At 65.1% G+C, this 23,260-nt stretch carries 18 protein-coding genes; 10 read left to right on the forward strand and 8 right to left on the reverse strand.

All coding sequences use genetic code 11. The features are described from left to right. Positions 1 to 54: 54 nt before the first annotated feature. Positions 55 to 135, reverse strand: coding sequence for a pyrroloquinoline quinone precursor peptide PqqA (gene pqqA, locus IVB26_RS10270; RefSeq protein WP_007595659.1), 81 nt, complete (start codon positions 133 to 135; stop codon positions 55 to 57). A 249-nt stretch (positions 136 to 384) separates the two neighbouring features. Between pqqA and IVB26_RS10275 the strand changes: the two genes are divergently transcribed. The 5 genes from IVB26_RS10275 to tarD all read left to right on the forward strand — a co-directional run bounded on the left by IVB26_RS10275 (position 385) and on the right by tarD (position 4,306). Continuing rightward, positions 385 to 642, forward strand: coding sequence for a DUF6894 family protein (locus IVB26_RS10275; protein ID WP_247322934.1), 258 nt, complete (start codon positions 385 to 387; stop codon positions 640 to 642). A 224-nt stretch (positions 643 to 866) separates the two neighbouring features. Next, complete coding sequence (locus IVB26_RS10280; protein ID WP_247971552.1) at positions 867 to 2,267, forward strand: amidase family protein; 1,401 nt, start codon at positions 867 to 869, stop codon at positions 2,265 to 2,267. Positions 2,268 to 2,269: 2 nt separating this feature from the next. Further along, positions 2,270 to 2,746, forward strand: a complete 477-nt coding sequence (locus IVB26_RS10285) for a glutathione peroxidase (protein ID WP_247971553.1) — start codon at positions 2,270 to 2,272, stop codon at positions 2,744 to 2,746. A gap of 11 nt (positions 2,747 to 2,757) precedes the next feature. Continuing rightward, a complete protein-coding gene (locus IVB26_RS10290; RefSeq protein WP_041748727.1) occupies positions 2,758 to 3,000 on the forward strand; it encodes a DUF3297 family protein in 243 nt (80 codons plus the stop codon). A gap of 136 nt (positions 3,001 to 3,136) precedes the next feature. Beyond that, a complete protein-coding gene (tarD, locus tag IVB26_RS10295; protein ID WP_247971554.1) occupies positions 3,137 to 4,306 on the forward strand; it encodes a mandelate racemase/muconate lactonizing enzyme family protein in 1,170 nt (389 codons plus the stop codon). A gap of 195 nt (positions 4,307 to 4,501) precedes the next feature. Here the strand turns inward: tarD and IVB26_RS10300 are convergent, their stop codons facing one another. Beyond that, positions 4,502 to 5,854 (reverse strand): malonyl-CoA decarboxylase, encoded by a 1,353-nt coding sequence (locus IVB26_RS10300; RefSeq protein ID WP_247971555.1) that lies wholly within the window; start codon positions 5,852 to 5,854, stop codon positions 4,502 to 4,504. A gap of 271 nt (positions 5,855 to 6,125) precedes the next feature. Beyond that, a complete protein-coding gene (locus IVB26_RS10305; RefSeq protein WP_247971556.1) occupies positions 6,126 to 6,926 on the reverse strand; it encodes an AraC family transcriptional regulator in 801 nt (266 codons plus the stop codon). Between the two features lie 62 nt (positions 6,927 to 6,988). On the opposite strand from IVB26_RS10305, the gene IVB26_RS10310 reads away from it, so the two are divergent. Next, entirely contained in the window at positions 6,989 to 8,161 is a 1,173-nt protein-coding gene (locus IVB26_RS10310) for an MFS transporter (RefSeq protein ID WP_247971557.1), read from the forward strand. A 360-nt stretch (positions 8,162 to 8,521) separates the two neighbouring features. Next, positions 8,522 to 10,789 carry a cation:proton antiporter domain-containing protein gene (locus IVB26_RS10315; RefSeq protein ID WP_247971558.1) on the forward strand — a complete coding sequence of 756 codons (2,268 nt, stop codon included), beginning with the start codon at positions 8,522 to 8,524 and terminating at the stop codon, positions 10,787 to 10,789. A 117-nt stretch (positions 10,790 to 10,906) separates the two neighbouring features. Here IVB26_RS10315 and IVB26_RS10320 read toward each other — a convergent pair whose 3' ends face one another. Continuing rightward, on the reverse strand, positions 10,907 to 14,059 hold the full coding sequence (locus tag IVB26_RS10320; protein WP_247971559.1) for an efflux RND transporter permease subunit: 3,153 nt from the start codon (positions 14,057 to 14,059) through the stop codon (positions 10,907 to 10,909). A 12-nt stretch (positions 14,060 to 14,071) separates the two neighbouring features. Continuing rightward, positions 14,072 to 15,265 carry an efflux RND transporter periplasmic adaptor subunit gene (locus IVB26_RS10325; RefSeq protein ID WP_247971560.1) on the reverse strand — a complete coding sequence of 398 codons (1,194 nt, stop codon included), beginning with the start codon at positions 15,263 to 15,265 and terminating at the stop codon, positions 14,072 to 14,074. A gap of 245 nt (positions 15,266 to 15,510) precedes the next feature. Here IVB26_RS10325 and IVB26_RS10330 point away from each other — a divergent pair, with 245 nt between their 5' ends. The 3 genes from IVB26_RS10330 (at position 15,511) to IVB26_RS10340 (ending at position 19,561) form a co-directional block, all read left to right on the forward strand. Then, positions 15,511 to 16,302 carry an ABC transporter substrate-binding protein gene (locus IVB26_RS10330; protein WP_247971561.1) on the forward strand — a complete coding sequence of 264 codons (792 nt, stop codon included), beginning with the start codon at positions 15,511 to 15,513 and terminating at the stop codon, positions 16,300 to 16,302. Between the two features lie 187 nt (positions 16,303 to 16,489). Then, on the forward strand, positions 16,490 to 18,205 hold the full coding sequence (locus tag IVB26_RS10335; RefSeq protein WP_247971562.1) for a phospholipase C: 1,716 nt from the start codon (positions 16,490 to 16,492) through the stop codon (positions 18,203 to 18,205). Positions 18,206 to 18,217: 12 nt separating this feature from the next. Further along, positions 18,218 to 19,561, forward strand: coding sequence for a cytochrome-c peroxidase (locus tag IVB26_RS10340; protein ID WP_247971563.1), 1,344 nt, complete (start codon positions 18,218 to 18,220; stop codon positions 19,559 to 19,561). Here the strand turns inward: IVB26_RS10340 and IVB26_RS10345 are convergent. The 3 genes from IVB26_RS10345 to IVB26_RS10355 form a co-directional block, all read right to left on the reverse strand. Further along, positions 19,558 to 20,541 (reverse strand): NAD-dependent epimerase/dehydratase family protein, encoded by a 984-nt coding sequence (locus IVB26_RS10345; protein WP_247971564.1) that lies wholly within the window; start codon positions 20,539 to 20,541, stop codon positions 19,558 to 19,560. The genes IVB26_RS10340 and IVB26_RS10345 overlap by 4 nt on opposite strands. Positions 20,542 to 20,606: 65 nt before the next feature. After that, positions 20,607 to 21,674, reverse strand: coding sequence for a hypothetical protein (locus tag IVB26_RS10350; protein WP_247971565.1), 1,068 nt, complete (start codon positions 21,672 to 21,674; stop codon positions 20,607 to 20,609). A 92-nt stretch (positions 21,675 to 21,766) separates the two neighbouring features. Next, positions 21,767 to 23,257, reverse strand: a complete 1,491-nt coding sequence (locus IVB26_RS10355) for a flavin-containing monooxygenase (RefSeq protein WP_247971566.1) — start codon at positions 23,255 to 23,257, stop codon at positions 21,767 to 21,769. Between the last annotated feature and the right edge of the window lie 3 nt (positions 23,258 to 23,260).

Here is a 23,260-nt window from a genome sequence, read left to right on the forward strand (position 1 = left end):
GAAAGAACGTGCGCCGAAAGACCCACCTGCGCAGAACGCAAACTCACCAGCCGCTTACTTGCGGGTGGCGCTCACATACATGTTGATTTCCATGCCGCAGGGCACTTCGACGATCTTCGGGGCTTTCCAAGCCATTTTGGCACTCCATTTTCGCGAATTCGGACGTATCCGCCCAGCCGCTAAGTTAGTGCGCGCCGAAAAGTTCGCCAGTGAAATTTTCCCGAGAAAAGCCATGTTGCGGCGCGAAAAGTGCCTCCGGAACACCGCTTCTGACGCGCCTGCCTTGCGTCCGGCGCATTCGGTCGCGAACCCTGTCCTGATAAAGCAGTTGTGAGTGCAGTGCAGCTTTCAATTCGGTACAGGCGACCCAAACTGGATCTCGTGATGCCCAAATACTTCTTCAACACCCGCATCGGCGACGAACTGATCGTGGATCCCGAAGGCGAGGACCTGCGCAACCCCGACCGCGCCTGGGAGGTCGCCCGCCAGATGATCCTGGAGGTGGTGAAGTCCGAGGGCGCCCAGCGGGCCCTGCTGGACGCCGTGATCGAGGTCACCGACGTCGAAGGCGACATCGTGCTTGAGTTTCCCTTCACCGAGGCCCTGCTGGACATTCCGGATCCGTCGGCGACGAGGCATTGAGGGCGAAGGGTGAGGGGCACGCCGCTCTCTCCCCGTCATTGCGAGGAGCCCTTGCGACGAAGCAATCCAGACTGTCTCCGAGGAGGGATTCTGGATTGCTTCGCTGCGCTCGCAATGACGACGGATGCGGCAATCCGGGCCGCTGCCGCCCTTCGCCCCTGCGAAATCCGCATGGCTTTGCCGCGTTCCCGGCGCTAAAAGACGCCGGTCATACGGAGCAAGCCATGCAAGATCTCTGGCGCCTGTCGGCCGCCGACCTCGCCACCCTCGTCAAGTCCAGAAAGGTCTCCGCCAGGGAGGCCGCCAAGGCCGGTCTCGCCCGGCTCGACGCCGTCAATCCCCAGCTCAACGCGGTGATCGATCACCGTCCTGACGATGTGCTCAAGCAGGCCGATGCGGTCGATGCCGCCATCGCGAAGGGCGAGGATCCCGGCGTCTTGGCCGGCGTGCCCGTGACCATCAAGGCCAATGTCGACCAGGAGGGCTTTGCCACCACCAATGGCCTCAAGCTCCAGCGCGACGTCATGGCGCGCGAGGACAATCCGGTGGTCGCCAATTTCCGCAAGGCCGGCGCCATTCTACTCGGCCGCACCAATTGCCCAGCCTTCTCCTATCGCTGGTTCACCACCAACCTCATCCATGGCGACACCAAGAATCCCCGCGACGCCTCGCTGACGCCGGGCGGTTCCTCCGGCGGCGCCGGTTCGGCGGTCGCGGCCGGTATTGGCCACATCGCCCACGGTACCGACATCGCCGGCTCGATCCGCTATCCCGCCTATGCCTGCGGCGTGCATGGCCTGCGCCCGACTCTCGGCCGCATCCCCGCCTTCAATCCGGCCCTGCCGGAGCGCCCGATCGGGCCGCAGATCATGGCGGTCTCGGGTCCGCTGGCGCGCACGGTCAATGATTTGCGCATCTCGCTCGAAGCCATGTCGGCCCGCGACATCCGCGACCCCTGGTTCGTGCCGGTGCCGCTGCAAGGTCCCGTGCGGGACTGGCGCGCCGCGCTTTGCCTCAATCCGGGCGGGCTTGCCACCACGCCGGAGGTGAAGGCTGCGGTGAGCGATGCCGGCAAGCGGCTGGAGCGTGCGGGCTGGACCGTCGACGTGATCGAGGACACGCCGCCGATGCGGGAGGCGGTGGAGTGGCAGATCAAGCTCTGGCTCGGCGACGGCTATGAGGCGCAGCTGGAGGCGGCTGAGCGTGAGGGCGATCCCGGCGCGCTGGCGTGCCTGCGCGGCAACCGCAGCAGGGTCACGCCGATGGATCAGGCCAACTACGCGAAGGCGCTGACCCGACGTGCCACGCTGACGCGCGAGTGGATGCTGTTCTTCGAAAAATATGCCGTGCTGCTGACGCCGGTGTCCGGCGAGCTGCCGTTTCCCGATCATCTCGACCGCAAGGACGACGAATCCTTCAAGCGGGTCTGGGAAGCGCAGCTGCCGCAGATCGCGATTCCCTTCATGGGATTGCCCGGCCTCGTGGTGTCGACCGGTCTGGTTGGCAAGGCGCCCGTCGGTGTGCACATCGTCTCCGGCCGCTATCGCGAGGATCTCTGTCTCCTCGCGGGCGAAGCGATCGAGGCCGGCGGCGTGCCGCCGTCGCCGATCGATCCCGTGAGCTAGCGATGACCGCGATCTACGACTTCAAGGCTAACTCGCTTGCCGGCGAGGAGGTCGCCATTCGCCGTTTCGAAGGGCAGGTGCTGCTGATCGTCAACACCGCGAGCAAATGCGGCTTCACGCCGCAATATCGCGGGCTGGAAGATCTCTATCGCGATCTGTCGCCGCGCGGCTTCTCCGTGCTCGGCTTTCCCTGCAACCAGTTCGGCGCGCAGGAGCCGGGGCAGGCGAATGAGATCCAGGCGTTCTGCTCGACCAACTACGACGTCACCTTTCCCCTGTTCGAGAAGATCGACGTCAACGGCGCAAATGCGCACCCTCTGTACGAGTACCTGAAACGCCAGCAATCCGGACTCTTGGGCGCCTCCATCAAATGGAATTTCACCAAATTCCTGGTGGACCGTGCCGGCAAGGTGATCGCGCGCTACGCGCCGACCGCCCGGCCCGAAGGATTGCGCAATCAAATCGAAACACTGCTGTAAGCGAGACAATCATGAGCGACGAATTTCCGGACCGCCTGTCGGTCGATCCGAACAGCCCCTACTACAACGCGGACATCCTGTCGCGCGACGTCGGCATCCGCTTCAAGGGCGTCGAGAAAACCAATGTCGAGGAATACTGCATCAGCGAAGGCTGGGTCCGCGTCACCGCAGGGAATGCCAAGGACCGCCACGGCAACCCGCTGACCATCAAGGTGCACGGGCCGGTGGAGCCGTATTTTCGAGACAAAAAGTAGTTCGAGCTAAGCGCGCGCCGCTCTCTCCTCGTCATTGCGAGGAGCCCTTGCGACGAAGCAATCCAGAATCCCTCCGCAGATGCATTTCTGGATTGCTTCGCTTCGCTCGCAATGACGAACTGAAAGGCCAACCTCCATGTCCGTCCGCATCGTCGACGTCCGCGAGATCACCAAGCCGATCTCATCGCCGATCCGCAACGCCTATATCGACTTCACCAAGATGACGACCAGCCTCGTTGCCGTCGTCACCGATGTCGTGCGCGACGGCAGGCGCGTCGTCGGCTACGGCTTCAATTCCAACGGCCGTTACGGGCAGGGCGGCCTGATCCGCGAGCGCTTCGCCTCGCGCATTCTGGAAGCCGATCCGAAGTCCCTGCTCAATGTATCAGGCGACAATCTCGACCCCGACAAGGTCTGGGCCGCGATGATGTCCAACGAGAAGCCGGGCGGTCATGGCGAGCGTTCGGTCGCGGTCGGCACCATCGACATGGCGGTGTGGGACGCGGTGGCGAAGATCGCCGGCAAGCCGCTGTTCCGCCTGCTCGCCGAACGTCATGGCGTCACTGCCAATCCGCGCGTCTTCGTCTATGCCGCCGGCGGCTATTATTATCCCGGCAAGGATCTCTCGATGCTGCGGGCTGAGATGCGCGGCTATCTCGATCGCGGCTACAACGTCGTGAAGATGAAGATCGGCGGAGCGCCGATTGATGAGGATCGCACCCGCATCGAGGCGGTGCTGAAGGAGATCGGCAAGGACGCACAGCTCGCGGTCGATGCCAACGGCCGCTTCAATTTGGAGACCGGCATCGCCTACGCAAAAATGCTGCGCGATTATCCGTTGTTCTGGTACGAGGAGGTCGGCGATCCCCTCGACTATGCGTTGCAGGCCGCGCTCGCCGAATTCTATCCGGGCCCGATGGCGACCGGCGAGAACCTGTTCAGCCACCAGGACGCCCGCAATCTGATCCGCTACGGCGGCATGCGCCCGGACCGCGACTGGCTGCAATTCGACTGCGCGCTGTCCTACGGCCTGTGCGAATACCAGCGCACCCTGGAAGTGCTGAAGACCCACGGCTGGTCCCCCAGCCGCTGCATTCCCCACGGCGGCCACCAGATGTCGCTCAACATCGCAGCGGGCTTGGGCCTCGGTGGCAACGAGAGCTATCCCGACTTGTTCCAGCCCTATGGCGGCTTCCCGGATGGTGTGCGCGTCGAGAACGGCCACATCACCATGCCGGATCTCCTGGGTATCGGGTTCGAAGGCAAGTCCGATCTCTACAAGGAGATGAAGGCGCTGGCGGAGTAGGGGGCAGAGGCAACGGAGCGCTTGTGGCGGGAAGGCCGCGCCACGCTCTCCGCTGTCATGCCCCGGCTTGACCGGGGCATCCAGTAAGCCGCGGCGGATGTAGAGAGAGAAAGCTCTCCAACGCCGGCCTCTGGAATACTGGATCGCCCGGTCGAGGGGCGACGACACCGTCTTTGCAGCGCCGTCTCAGCCCCTTTACGACAACCGCATATCCAGCAACCTTCGCCCTTCGCCCTTCAGCAGCTTCTTCACGGCGCTGGACGCCACGACCTCGCCGTCATTGGCATACGCTTCGTGGTTCTTCTCGATATCGTCGAGGCGGTAGAGGTAGTTGACCATGACGCCGGCGGATTCGCGCACGCCCTTCGGCGAGAGATCGCCGAGCCAGTTGATGCGCTCGAGCCTCGCGCCGTTGCCGAGATGGAAGCGGGCGACGGAATCGATCAGCTTGCCCTTCGGCGTGCGCGCCTTGAGGAAGTAGTGCGCAGCTAACGGCTCCAGCACGCTGCGGAGCAGCGCCGTGGTCTCGGGGCTTTCGAACCATTTGGGATCGTCGAGACGCTTCAGCGCCTCGCGGTCCTCGTCCGACAGCGGCAGGTCCTTGTCCTGCTTCACCCATGGCATGAAGCCCGGCACCGGTGACAGCGTCACGAAAGTGTCGAGCTTGGGCGTCTCGCGGCGCAACTCCTCGACCACCTGCTTGATCAGGAAACTGCCGAAGGAGATGCCGCCGAGGCCGCGCTGGGTGTTGGAGATCGAATAGAACACGGCGGTGCGCGCTCGGTCGATCGGCAGATGCTGGCGATCCACCGCAAGCAGCGGCGCGATCGCGCCGGGGATCGTCTCGGTCAGCGCCACTTCGACGAAGATCAGGGGCTCGTCGACCATCGCGGGATGGAAGAAGGCGTAGCAGCGGCGGTCGACCGGATCGATGCGGCGGCGCAGATCGTCCCAATCGCTGATCTCGTGCACGGCCTCGTAACGAATGATCTTTTCGAGGATGTTGGCCGGGGTCGACCAGTCGATCCTGCGCAGCACGAGAAACCCCCTGTTGAACCACGAAGAGAGAAGATGCGAGACGTCGCGATCGAGCGCGGCGAGATCGGTGTGCCCGTTCATCATGCCGAGCAGATCGGCGCGCATGTTGACGAGATCGCCGGTGCCGCCGGGCGCGCGGTTGAGCCGGCGGATCAGCTCCTGCCGCCGCGGCTCCGAGGCGAAGTGCAGGGAGCTTGCGTCCTCGTCGCCGGGCTGGGCGCGCCATTTCTCGATCGCCTTGGACAGGCGCTCCCGATCGGGGCCGAAATCGCGCACCAGTCCGTCGAAGAAGGCGCGGCGTCCCACCGCATCCAGCTCCCGGTAGATGTCGAGCACCTCACGCGCCATCGCGGTGCCGGAGGCTTCGCCCCGGCCCGACAGCAGCGCATCGCAGAGCTCGATCAGCCCGTCGGCATCCCGTTTGGTGTCAGCGGAGTCTCCCCGACGAAGCAGCGTGCGGCCGCGCTCGGAGATGGTGGCGAGCAGGTCGGAGAAGAAGGCGTTGGCCATCTGGGCTTTCGTGTCAGGTTTGTGCGTTGCGAAGCTTACACGGGATTTGGGTGGAAGCCGATCACAATCAAGCAGGCGAATGCGGCAACTTTAGTCGGGCCGTGCGTTTGGAGAATGCAGGCATGCCCGATGCGGCTGCCACACGAAAGCTGTCATGCCCCGTGAAGGCGGGGCATCCAGTATGCCGCAGCTTCTCGGCTCAATCACCACCGCTGGTGGAATACTGGATTGCCCGCCTTCGCGGGCAATGACGCCGAGAGTGGGATTACGCTCACCCCTTCCCCGCAAACTCCGTCGGCGTCCGTCCCGTCACCTGACGGAACGCCGCCGAAAACGCCGGCACGCTGGCATAGCCGAGCGATGTCGCAAGCTGCTTCACCGACACGTTGGCATCCGTCGACAGGCGCTGGATCGCCGCCGCAATCCGCGCGCGCTGGCACCAGCTCTTGAAGCTCAATTGCGTCTCCGTCGAGAACAGCCGCGACAGCGTGCGTGCCGAGGTTCCGACCTCGCGCGCGAGCGTGTCGATGTCGTGCAGGCCGGTGGGGTCGTCGAGCACGATCATCGCGGCGCGCCGGCAGCGCACCTCGCGCGGCAGCGGCACGAAGGTCGCGGAATCCTCGGCCTGGTGCAGCTCCAGCATGACGAGGCGAACCAGTAGCTCGGTGCGCTCCTCCGTGTTGCGCGCGTCGAACAGCGCAAGGATCGCCTGGTTGAGCAACGGCGAGACCCGCACCACGAATTCCTTGGTCAATCCCTCATGGCGCTGCTCGCGCTTCAGCCAGGACAGGTCGAAATACAGCGTCCGCATCTCGATGTCGGCGAGCAGGTCGATGGCGTGCTCGAGCCCGGCCGGGACCCACACGGCCCGGTCGGGCGGCACCAGCCAGCGTCCCCCGGGCGTCGTCACCTGCATCGTGCCCTTGGCCGCATAGATCAGCTGCGCCTCGCGGTGCAAATGCGGATCGATCCGCATGCCCTTGGGATAGTCGCGCGCAACCAGGTGCACGCCGGCGGGCGAGCGGTGGTTGCTCCGGACCTCCCGGAGGATTGGCGTTTCCAAGACAGTCATTGGCAGCATCCCGTCATGGGGAGGACATATAACTCATTTCGGAGCAGGAGAGGATTCGGGAAATGAACAGCCCCAGCCGGGTGATCAGTTTCGTCAACGCAGGCCATTTCATCGACCATTATTCGATGCTGATCTTCGCCGCGGCCGTGATCATCATGGGGCCGGCGCTCGGCATGGCCTATTCGGAACTTTTGCCTTACGCGACACCGGGCTTCGTTGCCTTCGGCGCGGGCTCGCTGCTCACCGGCTGGCTGGGGGACCGCTGGAGCCGCCGCCACATGATGCTGATCTTCTTCGTCGGCATCGGCGCCTCCATGATCGCGGTCGGCTTCGTGCAGACCCCGGCGCAGCTCGGCGCCGCGCTGCTGGCGATCGGCGTCTTCGCCTCGATCTATCATCCCGTCGGCACCGCCATGATCGTGTCCTATGCCGATCGGCTCGGCCGCGAGATGGGGATCAATGGCGTCTGGGGCAATCTCGGTGTCGCCTCCTCGGCGCTGGTCACCGGCGTGATCGGCCAATATCTCGGCTGGCGCTTTGCCTTCATCGTTCCCGGCGTGGTCACGATCCTGATCGGCATCGCGTTTGCGATGATGGTTGTGCACGAGGACCGCAAGGGCGCCAAGCAGGCTGCGGCGCAGGCGCGGGTGGCAAAACAGGACATGTGGCGCGTGGTGCTGTCGCTGCTGATCGTCGTGATCGCGATCTCGACCACGTTCAACGCCGTCACCGTGGCGCTGCCAAAACTGTTTGCGGAGCGGCTCGCGGATTTGACCAAGAGCCCGGCGCTGCTCGGCGTCATCGCGGCCTGCGTCTACGTGTTCGGCGCGATGACCCAGTACACGATCGGCCGGCTGCTCGACCGTTACTCGCTGAAGACGGTGGCGCTGCCGCTGTCCTTCATGCTGGCGCCGTTCCTGTATCTGGCCGCGACCCTCAACAATCTGCCGCTGATCCTGGTTTCGATCGGCATCGTCATGGGCGCGTTCGGGCAGGTCACGGTGAACGACGCCATGGTCGGGAAATACACCAGCGAGGAATGGCGCTCGCGCGCTTACGCCGTGCGCTATTTCATCGGCTTCACCGCGGCGGGTGCCTCGGTCGGCTTGGTCGCTTGGCTCTACGAGCAGGGCGGCTTCGTCACCATGCTGCACGCCTTCGCCGCGCTCTGCCTGCTCGCAATCGCGGCCGCGATCATCCTGCCGCGCGAGATCAGGACGCCCGCGGCAGCCTGATCTCTCGTGTCCTGGACGCGGTGCGGCGCGAAGTGCCGCTCCGCAGAGCCGGGACCCAGAAGCCGCGAATTCCCGTGTCGAATGGGCCCCGGCTCTGCAGCGCACCGCCGAAGTGGCGCTGCGCTGCGTCCGGGGAACGAGGGCTGAACTCTCTCACCCCCGTCATTGCGAGGAGCGCAGCGACGAAGCAATCCAGGCTGTCTCCGCGGCGGGACTCTGGATTGCTTCCGCCTTCGCCAAAGGCTTCGGCGGACAAGTCGCTACGCTCGCAATGACGGAGAAGGCCGGGAACCCGCTCCACCTCCCGCGGGTTCTATCCCCATGGCCCCGACACCGGGGTGAAGGGGGAAAGACACCTGCATGCGATGGAGCCTGCTCCGACCGGTTGGCCTTGTCCCCGCGGCGCTTGTCCTCACCACCATTGCGGCCAGTGCCGAAGCGGGCAAAGCCGCCGGCCCGTCCGAATTCCTGCTGGTGGCGCAGATCGTGCTGTTGATCGCGGTCGGCCGCGGCCTCGGCGAGATCATGCAGCGGATCGGCCAGCCCTCGGTGATGGGCGAATTGCTCGCCGGCATCATTCTCGGGCCGTCGCTGTTCGGCTGGATCTGGCCGGAGGCGCAGCACGCGATCTTCCCGAGGACACCCGAGCAGAAGGCGATGATCGACGGCATCGCGCAAGTGGGCATCCTGCTCCTGCTGCTGCTCACGGGCATGGAGACCGACCTCAAGCTGGTCCGGAAGGTCGGCAGGGCCGCGATCGCGATCTCGATCGCCGGCATCCTCGTGCCCTTTGCCTGCGGCTTTGCGCTCGGCGAGTTCCTGCCGGATGCGCTGCTGCCCAATCCGCAGCAGCGCCTGGTGGCTTCGCTGTTCATGGGCACGGCGCTGTCGATCTCCTCGGTGAAGATCGTCGCGGTGGTCGTGCGCGAGATGAACTTCATGCGGCGCAACGTCGGGCAGATCATCGTCGCGACCGCCGTCATCGACGACACCATCGGCTGGGTCATCATCGCCGTCATCTTCAGCCTGGCGTCGCACGGCACGCTGGATATCGCCTCGGTGGCGAAAGCCGTGCTGGGAACACTCGCCTTCCTCGCCGTCAGCTTCACCATCGGCCGCCGGCTGGTGTTCCAGCTGATCCGCTGGGCCAACGACAATCTCGTCAGCGCGGCGGCGGTCATCACGGTGATCCTGCTGTTGATGAGCGTCATGGCGATGATCACGCATCTGATCGGCGTGCACACCGTGCTCGGGGCCTTCGTCGCCGGCATCCTGGTCGGGGAATCCCCGATCCTGACGCGGCAGATCGACGAGCGTTTGCGCGGGCTGATCTCCAGCTTCTTCATGCCGGTGTTCTTTGGCCTGGCCGGCCTTGCCGCCGATCTCTCGGTGTTGCGCGATCCCAATCTCCTGATGCTCACCGGCCTCCTGGTCGTGATCGCCAGCGTCGGCAAGTTCGGCGGCGCCTTTGTCGGCGGCACATTGGGCGGGCTGAACTATCGGGAGTCGCTGGCGCTCGCCAGCGGCATGAATGCCCGCGGCTCGACCGAGGTGATCATCGCGACCATCGGACTCTCCATCGGCGTGCTCAGTCAGAACCTGTTCACGATGATCGTGACCATGGCGATCGTGACCACGATGGCGATGCCGCCAATGCTGCGCGCGGCGCTGGCAAGGCTGCCAATGAGCAAGGAGGAGAAGGAGCGCCTGGAGCGGGAGGAATTCGACAAGCGCGGCTTCCTCGCCAATCTCGAGCGCCCTCTGCTGGCGGTGGACGAAAGCGTCAACGCCACCTTTGCCGCCCACATCGCGGGCCTGGTCGTCGGCATGCGCGGCCTGCCGATCACCGTGCTCCACATCGGTAAGCGGCCTGAGGAGCGGGAGAAGGGCCGCAACGAGGAGGAGAGCCACGAAGCCGTGGTGAAGAAGGCGGCCGAGGCGGTGTCCGCGAGCGGCGAGGGAGGCGCCGGCAGCGTCGATGTCGTCACCCGCGCGCGGCGTGCGGAGCTCGGCGAGACTATCACTGAAGAGGCGCGCAAGGGCTTTGACCTTCTCGTTGTCGGTGTCGACAAGGTTGCCGCGACCAAGGATCGCTTCGACCGTAAGATCGAGGACATCGCAGCGACCTTTGAAGGACCGCTCGCGATCGTCGCCGCCAAGGGCAAGCACCTGAAGCAGCCGATGCCCGAAGGGCTCAAGATCCTCGTTCCGGTCTCCGGCAGCGGCGTCTCCAAGCGCGGCGCCGAGGTCGCGGTCGCGCTGGCGCAGGCCGGATCAGGCTCGCTACGGGTGATCTATGTCGCGACGACGCGCGACAAGGGCGCCCAGCGCGGAGCCTCCCGTGGCCTCAGCCAGGAGGCGGGCATCCTCAAGGACGCCAGCGATCTCGCCGCCCGCTACGACGTCGACATCACCACCACGCTGCGGGTGAACCGGGCGCCGGAAGCCGCGATCCTGCGCGAGATCGACACCACCGATGTCGATCTCGTGGTCATGGGCGTCGACCGCATCCAGGGCGATCATCTCTCCTTCGGCGGCGTCGCCGATGCCGTGCTCAGGCAGTCGAAGGTCTCGGTGCTGCTGGTGTCGAGCGGCGAGGCCCGGCAGGTGCCGGCGGAGAAGGCCTGACATCCCTCTCCGTCGTCATTGCGAGGAGCGAAGCGACGAAGCAATCCAGACTCCCTCAGCGGAAAGCTTCTGGATTGCTTCGCTGCGCTCGCAATGACGGACTTGGTTGAAAGTCGCCTACTTCACCGCCACCGTCTCAGCCTTCGGCGCCTTCTTCGACGCCCGCCAGTTCTCGAACCGCTGCACCACCACGAAGAAAGCAGGCACGAACAGCACCGCGAGGCAGGTCGAGGCCAGCATGCCGGAGAATACGGTGATGCCGATCGACTTGCGCGCGCTGGCGCCGGCGCCGGTCGCGAGCACCAGGGGCACCACGCCGAGGATGAAGGCGAACGAGGTCATCAGGATCGGGCGGAAGCGGGCGCGCGCGGCCTCGATCGCGGCCTCCAGCACCGGCTTGCCGTCGCGATTGTGCAGCTCGAGGCCGACCTCGACGATCAGGATCGCGTTCTTGGCCGACAGCGCGATCAGGAGGATCAGGCCGATCTGGCAATAGAGGTTGTTGTCGATCTTGAGCGCAGAGAGGATCAGCATCGGCCCGAGCAGCGACAGCGGCACCGCGAGGATCACCGAGATCGGCGCGTACCAGCTCTCGTACTGGCCGGCGAGCACGAGATAGACCAGCAGCATGGCAAGGCCAAACACCCAGTAGATCTGGTTGGAGACCGCCTTCTCCTGATAGGACATCGCGGTCCATTCATAGCCGGTGCCCGGCGGCAGCGTCTTGTCCGCGATCTCCTCCATCAGCTTCAACGACTGGCCGGATGAGTAGCCCTGTGCTGGCAGGCCGATCACGGTCGAGGACGGATAGAGGTTGTAGAGGCTGATCAGCGACGGGCCGGTGGCGGGCGTGATCTTGGCGACGGTGCCGATCGGGATCATGTCGCCGTTCGAATTGCGAACCTGCATGTTGGCGATGTCGCGCTCGGTGACGCGGAAGGCGGGATCGGCTTGCGTATAGACCTGGAACACGCGGCCGAACTTGTTGAACTGGTTGACGTAGGACGAGCCGAGATAGGTCGACAGCGCCGCGAACACCTGGTCCGTGGTGACGTGCAGCGTCTGGGTCTTGATGCGGTCAATCTCGACGTTGAATTGCGGCACCGACGAGCGGAACGAGGACTGCACCCGCTGCAGCGCGCTCTGGCTCTGGCCGTTCGAGACCATCGCCCCGGTGATCGCTTGTAGCTTGGCGAAGTCGCTGTTGCCGTCGCGCAGCTCGACCTGCATCGAGAAGCCGGCGGCGTTGCCGATGCCCTGGATCGGCGGCGGCGGCAACACGATGGTGCGGGCCTCCATGATGGTCGCGAGCTTGTCGTTGAGCCCGTACACCAGCGAGCGCAGATCCTCGCCGGGGCCTTTGCGCGCCTCCCAGTCCTTCAGGATGATGTAGGCGACGCCGGCATTGGCAAGGCTGGCGCTGTTGTCGAGCGCGGAGATACCGGCGATGGTGATGACCTGCTGGACGCCGGGCGTATCCTTGATGATCTCGCTCGCTCGGTCGAGCACCGTCTGGGTGCGCTCGAGCGCAGCGCCATCGGGTAACTGGACGGCGGCGATCAGGTAGCCCTGGTCCTCGATCGGCAGGAAGCCGGTCGGCACCCGCGACAGGCCGTAGCCGCTGGCTCCGATGACCAGCAGCGCGAACGCGACCGAGATGGTGGCGTGCCTGCACAGGAACGTGATCAGCCGCGAGTAGCCGCGCTCGACCCGGTCATAGACCGCGTTGAAGCCCCGGTAGAAGAAATTGCGCTGCTCCGGCGGCACCGTCGGCCGCAGCCACAGCGCGCATTGCGTCGGCTTCAATGTCGCCGCGTTGATGGCGGAGAGAAGCGCGGTCGCCGCGATCACCAGCGCGAATTGTGAATAGATGCGCCCGGTGAGGCCGGCGAGGAACGAGGCCGGCAAGAATACCGAGATCAGCACCAGGGTGATGCCGACGATCGGCGCGAAGAGCTGGTCCATCGCCCTGATGGCGGCGTCGTGGCCGTTCATGCCCTGCTCGATGTTGTGCGCGGCGCCTTCGACCACGACGATCGCGTCGTCGACCACGATGCCGATCGCGAGCACGATCGCGAACAGCGTCGACATGTTGATGGTGAAGCCGAGCGCGGCCATCGCCGCGAACGCGCCGATGATGGTCACCGGCACGGTTGTCGCCGGCACCAGCATCGCGCGCCAGTCCTGCAGGAACACCAGAATCACGACCAGCACCAAAAGGCCGGCCTCGATCAGCGTCATGTAGACCTCGTGCACCGAGGCTTCGACGAACTTGGTGGTGTCGAACGGCGTGTCGTATTTGATGCCTTCCGGGAACCGCTTGGCGAGCTCCGCCATCTTCTTCTCGACCGCCTGCTCGACCTGGAGCGCGTTGGCGCCGGGCGACTGAAATACGCCGATGCCGGTGGCCGGCTGCTTGTTCAGCGAGAAGATCTGGCTGTAGGTCTGCGCGCCCAGTTCGACCCAGCCCACGTCGCGCACGCGCGTGACGTCGCCGCTGGTGCCCGTCTTGACGATGATGTTCTCGAACTGGCTGGTGTCGTCGAGCCGGCCGTTGACGTTGAGCGTGTACTGGAAGGCCTGACCCGGCGGCGTCGGAGGTGCGCCGACCTGACCGGCGGAGACCTGCTGGCTCTGCTGCTGGATTGCGTTGATGACGTCCTGCGGCACGAGGCCTCGGACCTGCAGCTTGTTCGGATCGAGCCAGACCCGCATCGAATACTGGCCGGCGCCGAACACGGTGACGTTGCCGACACCGGGCAGGCGCGAGAGCTCGTCGCGGATGTTGATGGTGGCATAGTTGCTCAAATAGAGGCTGTCGAACCTGGAGTCCGGCGAGGTCAGCGTCACGAACAGCAGGATCGAGGTCGATCGCTTTTGCACGGTGACGCCTTGGTTTTGCACGGCGCTCGGCAATTGGGACAGCGCGCTGGAGACGCGGTTCTGCACCAGCACCTGCGCGAAGTTGAGATCGGTGCCGATCTTGAAGGTCACGGTCAGCGTGTAGGTGCCGTCCGAGCCGCTATAGGATTGCATGTAGAGCATGTCCTCGACGCCGTTGACCTGCTGCTCGATCGGCAAGGCAACCGTGTCGATCACGGTCTTGGCGCTGGCGCCGGGATAGCGCGTGGTGACCTGCACGGTCGGCGGCACCACATCCGGATATTGCGCGACGGCGAGATTGAACAGCGCGACGCCGCCGATCAGGATCATCAACAGCGCGATGACGTTCGAGAGGACCGGCCGCTCGATGAAGAACTTTGAGATCATGGCGGCGGCTCCTTACTTGGCAGACGCCTGCGGCTGCTCGATCTTGGTTGCTTGCGGATCGATCTTCTGGCCCGGGATCACCCGCAGCAGCCCAGCGATCACCACGCGGTCCTCCGGCTTCAAGCCGCTCTCGATGACGCGCAGCCCGTTGTCGACAGGGCCGATCTGCACCTTGCGCTGCTCGACGACATTGTCGTTATTGACGACAAGGAGATAGCGGCCGCCCTGGTCGCTGCCGAGCGCGGTGTCGGGGACGAGCAGGGCGCTCTTCTCCTGGTCGAAGGGCACGCGGACGCGGACGAAATAACCTGGCAGCAGCGCCCGCTTGTCGTTGGGCACGACGCCGCGCACCGCGAGCGTGCCCGTCGATGTATTGAGGGTCGGCGAGACGTAGTCGAGGTGGCCTTCATGCGGATATCCAGTCTCGGTCTGGAGGCCCACCTGGACCGGCAACTGTTTGAGGTCGGAGACGGTCAGCCCGCGGCGGGCCGCTTCGGCGCGAATGCGAAGGACGTCCTGCTCGTTGACCGTGAAGTTTACCCAGATCGGGTCCATCGCGACGATGGTCGCAAGCTGGGTCGGGGAGGACACGCCGACGAGTTCGCCGACCGAGACCATGTGGGCGCTGACGATGCCGTCGAACGGCGCGGTCACGTTGGTGTAGCCGTAGTTCACCTGGGCGAGCTTGGTGTTGACCTGGGCCTGCGAGAGACTGGCCTGCGCGTTGTCGCGGGTCGATGTCGAGGTGTCGAGCGTCGACTGCGAGACCGCCTGGCGCTGCACCAGCTCGACCTGCCGCTTGAAGTCCGCTTCCGCCTGCTTGACCGTGGCCTGCGCGCCGGACTCGGCCGCCTGCGCCTGCTCGAGCTTGAGCTTATAGGTCTCCGGTTCGATCGTGAAGAGCTGGGTGCCCTGCTTGACGAAGCTGCCGTCCTGATAGTCGATCGATTGCAGAAAGCCCTGCACCCGCGCCACGAGGTCGACGCTCTTGATCGGCGCGGTGTTGCCGGTGGCCTCGATGTAGCGCGTCACCGGACGCTGCACCGGCGTTGCCACCTCCACCTTGGGGGGCGGCGGTGCCACGAACGTGTTCTTGTCCTCGCAGCCCGTCAGCGCGATCACGACCGCCGTGGCGGCGAGTGTCCGCCCGGCCTGTCTCCACGCTTCATTGCGCCGTGCGGGCGATGCGGGATTGGATGAGGTCATTCGGTAGCCCCCCGAGTATCGTCTGTGGGTGCGACAGGCTACCAACAAATGTCCGGCCGTGAAACACCATGGCCATGGCAGTCGCAGGCCTTGCGCTGCCCGGGGCGGTGTGGCCTTTGACAGATTTGTCACGTCAAACCGCTTTTCACCGAGCGCACGATCGACCAGAATTATGTCAAAGACCGTATGGCGGTGCGCGAGCCAGCCGCGAAGAAGCCAAGAAGAAAAGGTGAGGAGACCATGACATGCCAGCGCTATTTCGGTCGGCCTTCGCCGGCCTCGCTCTTGCCGCGGCGGTTGCCATGCCCGCGCTAGCCGATGGTCTGAAGGACGAGATCGCGCCGACTGGCAAGCTGCGGGTCGCGATCGCAATCAGCCCCGCAGGCGGCGCATTCTGGTCGACCAAGACCGATGCCGGCTATGCCGGCGTCCCTGTCGATCTCGGCAAGGCGATGGCCGCCCAGCTCGGCGTCCCCGTCGAATATGTCGTGCACCAGAATTCAGGACAGATCACCGATGCCGCTGGCAAGGGGACCTGGGACGTCACCTGGCTGCCCAAAGATCCCGAGCGCGAGACCAAGATGATGTTCGGCCCGATCTACGAGGTCGCGGACGCCACCTACATCGTCAAGCCCGGCTCGGTCGTCACCAATTTTGCGACGCTCGACCAGCCCGGCATCAAGGTGGCCGCCGTCAACGCCACCACGACCATGCGCGGCGCGATCGCGCATCTGAAGCACGCAACAGTCACGGGCTATCAGACCTATGACGAGATCTTCGGCTTGCTCAAGAGCGGCGAGATCGACGCCTTTGCGCTCTCGCGCGATCAGCTCAACAAGATGGCCCAGAAGATTCCCGGCACCAGGGTGCTGGACGAGACCTTCAAGAAGACGGTGACCGCCGCCGCCGTGCCGCTCGGCCACAGCCAAGCACTGACCTTCGTCACGAGGTTCATGACGGATGCGACGACCAACGGCACGCTGCGCAAGGCCTATGACAATAACGGCATGAAGGACGCGCCGATCCGGGCGGAGTAGCGTTGTCGAATCCTCGGCTCGCACCACCATCTCGTGGTGAAGCGGTGCCGTCCCGGCCAGCTTCGCCCAGACGATAAGTCTGTTCGAGCAATTGCGCAAATTGTCGTGCGTCAAACTGACACGGGTCTGTCATGGGGCGCCGTTAAGGTCCCGAAGGTCGGCGTCATTCCTTCGGGGCAACACAACAATGAAATCCAGATTTCTGACGACGGTCGCGTTTTTCGCGGCCACGACGGCACTCGCGTGCAGCATTCCCGTCCTTGCGGACGATTTCGGTCGGGACCGTGATCACGGGCATGATCAAGACGATCACCACCGCCATCCGCATGAGATCCACACCGAGACTCCAATCAAGCATCTCGTGATCATCTTCAACGAGAACCGCTCCTTCGATCATTACTTCGCGACCTATCCGAACGCGGCCAATCCGTCGGGCTCGATCCCGTTCGTGCCGAAGCCGCATACGCCGAAGGTGAACAACCTCGCCACGGCGAACCTCTTGGTCAACAACCCCAACAACAGCCCGGCCAACGGCACCGGCGCGACGGAGCCGTTCCGCCTCGACCGTACCCAGGCCAACACGCGCTCGCAGAACCACAGCTACACACCCGAGCAGCAGGCCGTCGACAACGGCAAGGACGATCTGTTCCCGAAATTCACCGGCCGCGGCACCGCCGGCGGCGCCGGCGCGTTCGGCACCAACGGTCAGGTCATGGGTTATTTCGACGGCAACACCGTCACCGCCTTGTGGACTTACGCCCAGCATTTCTCCATGAGCGACAACGCCTGGACCGACACCTTCGGCCCGTCGACGCCCGGCATGCTGGAAGTCGTTTCGGGCCAGACCAACGGCGTGCAGAACGTCGTCGGCACCTCATCCTCGATCGCCGACGGCCAGGGCGGTTTGACGCTGATCGGCGACACCGACCCGGGCAACGATCCCTGCTCGAGCACCACCAGCACGATCCTGATGGGCGGCAAGAACATCGGCGATCTGCTCAACGACGAGCGGATCAGCTGGGGCAGCTTCATGGGCGGCTTCGACTTGACGCTCAAGAACGCCAACGGCACCACCGGTTGCGCCCGCAGCACGTTCTCCAGCAACGTCAACGGCACCATCGTCGACTACATCCCGCACCACGCCTTCTTCCAGTACTACAAGTCGACCGCGAACCCGACCCATGCGCGGCCGAGCTCGGTCCACGCCGTCGGCCATACCTACGCGATGGGCGGCAAGATCGATCCGGCCAACCACGGCTACGATCTCGAGGACTTCTACGCCGCGGTGAAGGCCGGCAATTTCCCGGCCGTCTCCTACATCAAGATGCCGGCCTTCCAGGACGGTCATGCCGGCAACTCCGATCCGCTCGACGAGCAGGTCGGCAATGTCGAGCTGATCAACTTCCTCCAGAGGCAGCCGGAGTGGCGCGAGACCGCAGTCATCATCACCTATGACGACTCCGACGGCTGGTACGACCACCAATACGTCGCGCCGAAGAGCGCCTCCTACGATGCGACCGCCGATCAGGTCAACGGCCCCGGCCTCTGCGGCCTCGGCCCGCAGAAGCAGCCGGCGCCGAAGGGCCTCGCCGGTCAACCGGTGAACGGCCGCTGCGGTCCGGGCACCCGCGTTCCCTTCATCGTGGTCTCGCCCTACGCCAGGACGAACTTCGTCAGCCACACCTACATCTCGCAGGCCTCCGTGGTGCGGTTCATCGAGGACAATTGGCTGCGCGGCCGGCGTCTGGGCGGCGGCTCGTTCGACGCCGGCGCCGGATCGATCATGGACCTGTTCGATTTCGATCAGGACCATCGCCACGATCTCCGGGCCGACGCGCTGTTCCTCGATCCGACCTCCGGCACTGTCATCACCAGCCCGCCGGACGAGCACCACCATCACTAGGACGCTCGTCACATGAACCGCTGCACGATGTGGCTCCTCGGCGCCGGCCTGCTTTGTCTGGCCGGCGCCGTCTTTGCGGTCGAGACGCAAGGGTTTGCTGAGGCGATCCCGGCGGGCGCCAATCCGAATCCGGTTCGCCTTATGCGTCCGCCGGTCGCGCCGTTGTCGGCGATGGCGCAGCTCGGCAGGGAGATTTTTTATGACGCCTCACTCTCCTCGTCCGGTTCGCTCTCCTGCGCCTCCTGTCACAGCCCGGATCACGCTTATGGACCGCCCAATGACGGGCCGGTCATGCTCGGCGGCGCCAACCTGGCGCAGCAAGGCGCCCGTGCGGTGCCGTCGCTGACCTATCTCGAACGCCAGCCGAATTTCAGCATCGGTTCCGACAAAGGGGATGACGACAACATCGTCGACCTCGCCCAGATGGCCGCAATAGGCCAGCAGGCCGTGCGCGCGACGAAGACCGCGGGCGGCAGCGGCGCTTCGGCCAACATCGTGCCGCAGGGCGGCCTGTTCTGGGACGGCCGCGCCGACACGCTGCAGGACCAGGCGCTGTTTCCGCTGCTCGATCCCAACGAGATGGACGGCGGCAGCGCCGAGATCGTCGCCGACAAGCTGCGCCGCGCGCCTTATGTGCAGCGCTTCGTCGAGCTGTTCGGCGCCGGCGTGCTGAGGAATCAGCGGCTCCTGATCGCGGAGGAGATGTTCGCGGTGGCGCGCTATCAGGTCGAGGAAGTCAGCTTCCATCCCTACACCAGCAAGTATGATTACTGGCTCGAAGGAAAGGCGCGGCTGTCCGAGAGCGAGCTGCGCGGCCTGCAAGTCTTCAACGATCCCGACAAGGCCAATTGCGCGGGATGCCACACCTCGGCGCCGACCCGCGATGGCCTGCCGCCGCTCTTCACCGACCACCAATACGAGGCGCTCGGCGCGCCGCGCAATGCCGCGCTCGCCGGCAACCGTGATCCCGATCATTTCGATCTCGGCGTCTGCGGCCCGCATCGCACCGACATTCCCGAACAGACGCAATATTGCGGCATGTTCCTGACGCCGACGCTGCGCAACGCGGCGACACGCCACGCCTTCTTCCACAACGGCGTCTTCAGCACGCTCGAGCAGGTGCTCGACTTCTACAATTTCCGCGATACGAATCCCGAGAAGGTATTTCCGCGCGCCGCCGACGGCACGGTGCTGAAGTACAACGACCTGCCGCAGAAGCATCACGCCAATGTCGATGTCAGTGACCCTCCCTTTGATCGCCATCCCGGCGACAAGCCGGCGATGACCGAACAGGACGAAGCTGACATCATTGCATTCCTGAAGACGCTGACGGACGGCTACAAGCCGGAGAACTAGTTGGCCCTGCGCGCGTGCCAGGCGGCGAGCACGTCCCTTTCCTCGTCGCTGGTGAGGCCGATCACCGGGCCGCTGCTGGCGTGGAGCCAATGCAGCGTATCCCGTGCGGTGACGGCAAACGGCCGCGCGGTCAAGCCAGCCTCGCAGGTCGGCGAGGGGTCGCGCGTCATGAAGCCGGCGAAGTCGGGCAGAGGCAGCCACAGCGGCAATGACCGCGGACCCGCCCAGCGCCGCACGTCATGCGCTTCCAGAAAGGCGCGATCGACCCAGGTGAACGTGCAGGACGCGTTCAGTGCGGCGGCGCATTCGACCAGAAACTCGCCCCGCGTGCGCACCGGTCCGATCCCGTCATAGATGCCGGTGAGGCGAACCTCTGCGGCATGCACGATCCATTGCGCGAGATCGCGCGCGTCGATGAACTGGACGGCATCATCAGGCGAGCCCGGCGCCAGCACCTCGCCGCCGCGCGCCAGCCGCGCCGGCCAATAGGCGAAGCGCCCGGTCGGGTCCTCCGGCCCGGCGATGAGGCCGGCTCGGCAGATGAAGGCATCGTCGTCGACCGCCTGCTCGCAAGCAACCTTGGCGGCGCCATAGATGGCATCGGTGCTGTGTTCGACCTCCACCGAAAGGGGCTCACGCAGCGGTGCCGCGTCGGCGCGTTGTCCCGGTATGCGATTGTCCGCGTACACGCTGATGGTCGAGACGAAGGTCCAATGCACACCCGGCCGCTTCAGCGCTGCGACCGCGCGGCGGACCTGGCCGGGATGTCGCGAGACGTCGACCACTGCATCGAACGTCTCGCCGGTCAGTGGTGCAAGTCCGTCAGCGACGTCGCGATCGATCCGGACGAGGCGGGCGCCGGCCGCGATCGGCCCCGCGAGACCGCGGGCGGCGCAGGTCACGTCATGGCCGGCAGCACACGCGTGGGAGGCGATCGCGCGCCCGAGGAACTGGCTGCCGCCGAGAATGAGGATGCGCATGGAAAGGTCCGTGCGGCCGATGAGGCGAAGAGCCTACAACGTCCGGTAGCGGTTGCAACCGCCCCTCAGCGTCCCTTGATCTCCGCGTATTTCGCCATGGCGCGCTCGAACTTACGGTTGAACAGCCACATCGCCGCGAGGATCTCGCGGAAGCTTGCCGAGGTGCGCGCCCGGTCGGCCTGTCCGAAGGCAAGGATGCTGTTGTTGCGCAGGTGCTTCATGATCGTGGGACTGGACACCCGGTAGTTCAGGAGATCGCCCGACTTCAGGGCCGATCTGGTCGGGGTGGGAACGATCTGGATCAGCTCGAACAGCTTCATCTGGTCGATCGGGTCGGGCAGCGTCTTCACAATTCCCGGGATCTCACGGAACACATCCGCATGCGCGTTCATCAGGCCGTCGCGGACGTTGGTCCAGTGGTTGAAGCGGTGGTCGGTGCCGCGGGCCCGCGCCTCCTCCTTGTCGTCGCGCGCGCTCAGGCCCAGATCGATCGCCGCGATCTCGCCCTTGATCGCCTCCCATTTCCTGCGGCCGTTGCGGTCCTCGGACGGGCCGGTCTGGAAGCTGCCCATATACGTATTCGAGCGTCCGTTGCGAACGTTCTGCTTGCCGTTGGTCTCTGCAAAAAACAGCCCGAGGCTGATGCGTCCCGCGGCGTCCGCGTGGTCAGGCGCGAGTCCCTTGGCGCGCGCGATCGCTCTGGCGAGGTCGACGACGTCCTTGAACGGTGTCGCCGAGTTCTGCGCATTGGCGGGCGGCGCCTCCATGACGTCGAACAGTTTGGAATACTCGTCAATCAACGGCTCGATCTCGGCGTCGAAATAGGCCGGAGGAATCTCGAACTTGTTCGGCTTGCCGATCCGCGACGGCATGGCGTCGGTGAGATCCTTGTACGAACTGATTACCGCGACGCGTGCGAGGTAGAGCGCCTGTCCCGGCAGGTTCGGCAGCGGCTCCTTGGCGTCGATCTGGCGCCGCCGCTCGGCGAGGACCGATTTGAACTCGGCGAGCGCCCGGTCATAGGCGGCGACCGCCGCCGATTGCCGGGGCGTGAGCGCGCGCTGTTGTCCGGCGGCGGGCGCCGCCGCGAAGAAGGCAACAGCCGCAAAGATGGCAAGACGTCTGGATCTCATGGCCGTTTCCCATCGATTCGCTGGCCATGGAGATCGTAAGCATCGGAAGAGCGGGCTGGCGAGATGCAAATCCCGCTCAGCCTCAATTCTTCTCACGCCGCCCGGTAATCCGGCGCCGAGGCCAGGAACTTCGCATAGGCATCCGCATCCGGCGGCTGGAAGCGTCCGGCAAGCCCGCCGCGCTTCTGGTTCTTCGCGCCGATGTCGGCCATCAGCTCGTCGAAATGGCGGTAGTGATAGGGCGCGACGCAGAGGCCGCCATAGACGCCGGCGGCCGGCCGTTCGACGCGCTTGAAGTGCAGCATCATCTCGATGTTGTCGTGCATCTGCTGCGCCGTCGGCTGGCTGGCGAGCTGGCCGTCGGCATAGCGCACCAGCCAGTTGGCGGCGAGGTCGGCACAGAGCACGGTGCAGAACGACGAGTTGAAGCCGACGAAGCCGAGCTCGGGCAGGTCAGGGTTGGCGATCAGGCGGTAGAGCCGATACTGCCCGTCGGCATCGACCAGCTTCTGCTTGTAGGCCTCGGGCAGGAACGGCACGCCGAGCTTGTAGCCGATCGCGAGCAGTGCGATGTCGGCACCGACACGCTCTCCGCCGCTCATCACGATGCTGTCGCCGTCATAGTGGTCGAAGGTGCCGAACACCGCCTTGATGCGGCCGTCGGCGACCATCGGATAGAAGCCCGGCGTTGCGATCGGCACCGAGCAGTTGACGCCGTCCTCGATCCGCTCCTTCGGCACCATCTTGCAGCGGCCAAGCTTGAGCTGCGCTTTCAACAGGCTCTCCAGCCCGCGCCAGTTCGCCCACACCAGCGGCGCGGCGATGCGATGCGCAAGCCGCGTCATCGCGCCGATGCCCCAGCCCGGAAACATCTCTTCCTGCGCGCGGATGTAGAGGATGCGCTTGAAGTTCACCAGCCCGCCGATGAAATAGGGAATGCGCCACACCGGCTCGCGCATCACGATGGTGACCTCGCGCGCACCCGATTTCACCGCGTTGACCGCGATATCGGTCGCCGATTTCGAGCCGCCGAGCACGACGATTCGGCGTCCATTCGCCAGCGAGGGATCGCCGTATTTCGACGAATGCAGGATCTGGCCGCCCTGTGCCAGGAATCCGTCCTCGCCCGGGCAATGCAACTCGCGCGGCTCGTTGAACTGGCCGGTGCAGACAGCGACGAAATCGAAATCCTCGTTCGTGCGCGCGCCGTCCTTGCTCTTCAGCGCCAGCGTCCAGCCCGGCTTGCGGTCGGCACGGCGCGCCATGCCGGCAACTTCGGTGCCGAGACGCAGCATGCGGTCGAGGCCGAAGCTTTTGGCATAGTCGGCGAGATAGGCGTGCACCTGCGGCCCGGTCGGCCATTCCGGATAAGCGTCGGGCATGGCGCGGTCGGTGTAGCGGTAGAGCTCCTTCGGGCTCTGGGTCTGCACGTCCGGATAGGAGCGCGCCGGTTCCCAGACGCCGCCGAGGTCGGCGCTGCGCTCGACGATGGTGACGCGGTGGCCGCGACTGGAGAACGCCTTGGCGGCAGCAAGGCCGGAGACGCCGGCGCCGATCACGCAGACATGTTTTGGGCTGACCATGGG

This window comes from Bradyrhizobium sp. 195 (assembly GCF_023101665.1).
Taxonomy (GTDB): Bacteria; Pseudomonadota; Alphaproteobacteria; order Rhizobiales; family Xanthobacteraceae; genus Bradyrhizobium.

Excerpts from the sequence above, each read along its gene's own strand:
- pqqA (WP_007595659.1), bottom strand. The coding sequence starts at position 135 with ATGGCTTGGAAAGCCCCGAAGATCGTCGAAGTGCCCTGCGGCATGGAA.
- IVB26_RS10275 (WP_247322934.1), top strand. The coding sequence starts at position 385 with ATGCCCAAATACTTCTTCAACACCCGCATCGGCGACGAACTGATCGTG.
- IVB26_RS10280 (WP_247971552.1), top strand. The coding sequence starts at position 867 with ATGCAAGATCTCTGGCGCCTGTCGGCCGCCGACCTCGCCACCCTCGTC.
- IVB26_RS10285 (WP_247971553.1), top strand. The coding sequence starts at position 2,270 with ATGACCGCGATCTACGACTTCAAGGCTAACTCGCTTGCCGGCGAGGAG.
- IVB26_RS10290 (WP_041748727.1), top strand. The coding sequence starts at position 2,758 with ATGAGCGACGAATTTCCGGACCGCCTGTCGGTCGATCCGAACAGCCCC.
- tarD (WP_247971554.1), top strand. The coding sequence starts at position 3,137 with ATGTCCGTCCGCATCGTCGACGTCCGCGAGATCACCAAGCCGATCTCA.
- IVB26_RS10300 (WP_247971555.1), bottom strand. The coding sequence starts at position 5,854 with ATGGCCAACGCCTTCTTCTCCGACCTGCTCGCCACCATCTCCGAGCGC.
- IVB26_RS10305 (WP_247971556.1), bottom strand. The coding sequence starts at position 6,926 with ATGACTGTCTTGGAAACGCCAATCCTCCGGGAGGTCCGGAGCAACCAC.
- IVB26_RS10310 (WP_247971557.1), top strand. The coding sequence starts at position 6,989 with ATGAACAGCCCCAGCCGGGTGATCAGTTTCGTCAACGCAGGCCATTTC.
- IVB26_RS10315 (WP_247971558.1), top strand. The coding sequence starts at position 8,522 with ATGCGATGGAGCCTGCTCCGACCGGTTGGCCTTGTCCCCGCGGCGCTT.
- IVB26_RS10320 (WP_247971559.1), bottom strand. The coding sequence starts at position 14,059 with ATGATCTCAAAGTTCTTCATCGAGCGGCCGGTCCTCTCGAACGTCATC.
- IVB26_RS10325 (WP_247971560.1), bottom strand. The coding sequence starts at position 15,265 with ATGACCTCATCCAATCCCGCATCGCCCGCACGGCGCAATGAAGCGTGG.
- IVB26_RS10330 (WP_247971561.1), top strand. The coding sequence starts at position 15,511 with ATGCCAGCGCTATTTCGGTCGGCCTTCGCCGGCCTCGCTCTTGCCGCG.
- IVB26_RS10335 (WP_247971562.1), top strand. The coding sequence starts at position 16,490 with ATGAAATCCAGATTTCTGACGACGGTCGCGTTTTTCGCGGCCACGACG.
- IVB26_RS10340 (WP_247971563.1), top strand. The coding sequence starts at position 18,218 with ATGAACCGCTGCACGATGTGGCTCCTCGGCGCCGGCCTGCTTTGTCTG.
- IVB26_RS10345 (WP_247971564.1), bottom strand. The coding sequence starts at position 20,541 with ATGCGCATCCTCATTCTCGGCGGCAGCCAGTTCCTCGGGCGCGCGATC.
- IVB26_RS10350 (WP_247971565.1), bottom strand. The coding sequence starts at position 21,674 with ATGAGATCCAGACGTCTTGCCATCTTTGCGGCTGTTGCCTTCTTCGCG.
- IVB26_RS10355 (WP_247971566.1), bottom strand. The coding sequence starts at position 23,257 with ATGGTCAGCCCAAAACATGTCTGCGTGATCGGCGCCGGCGTCTCCGGC.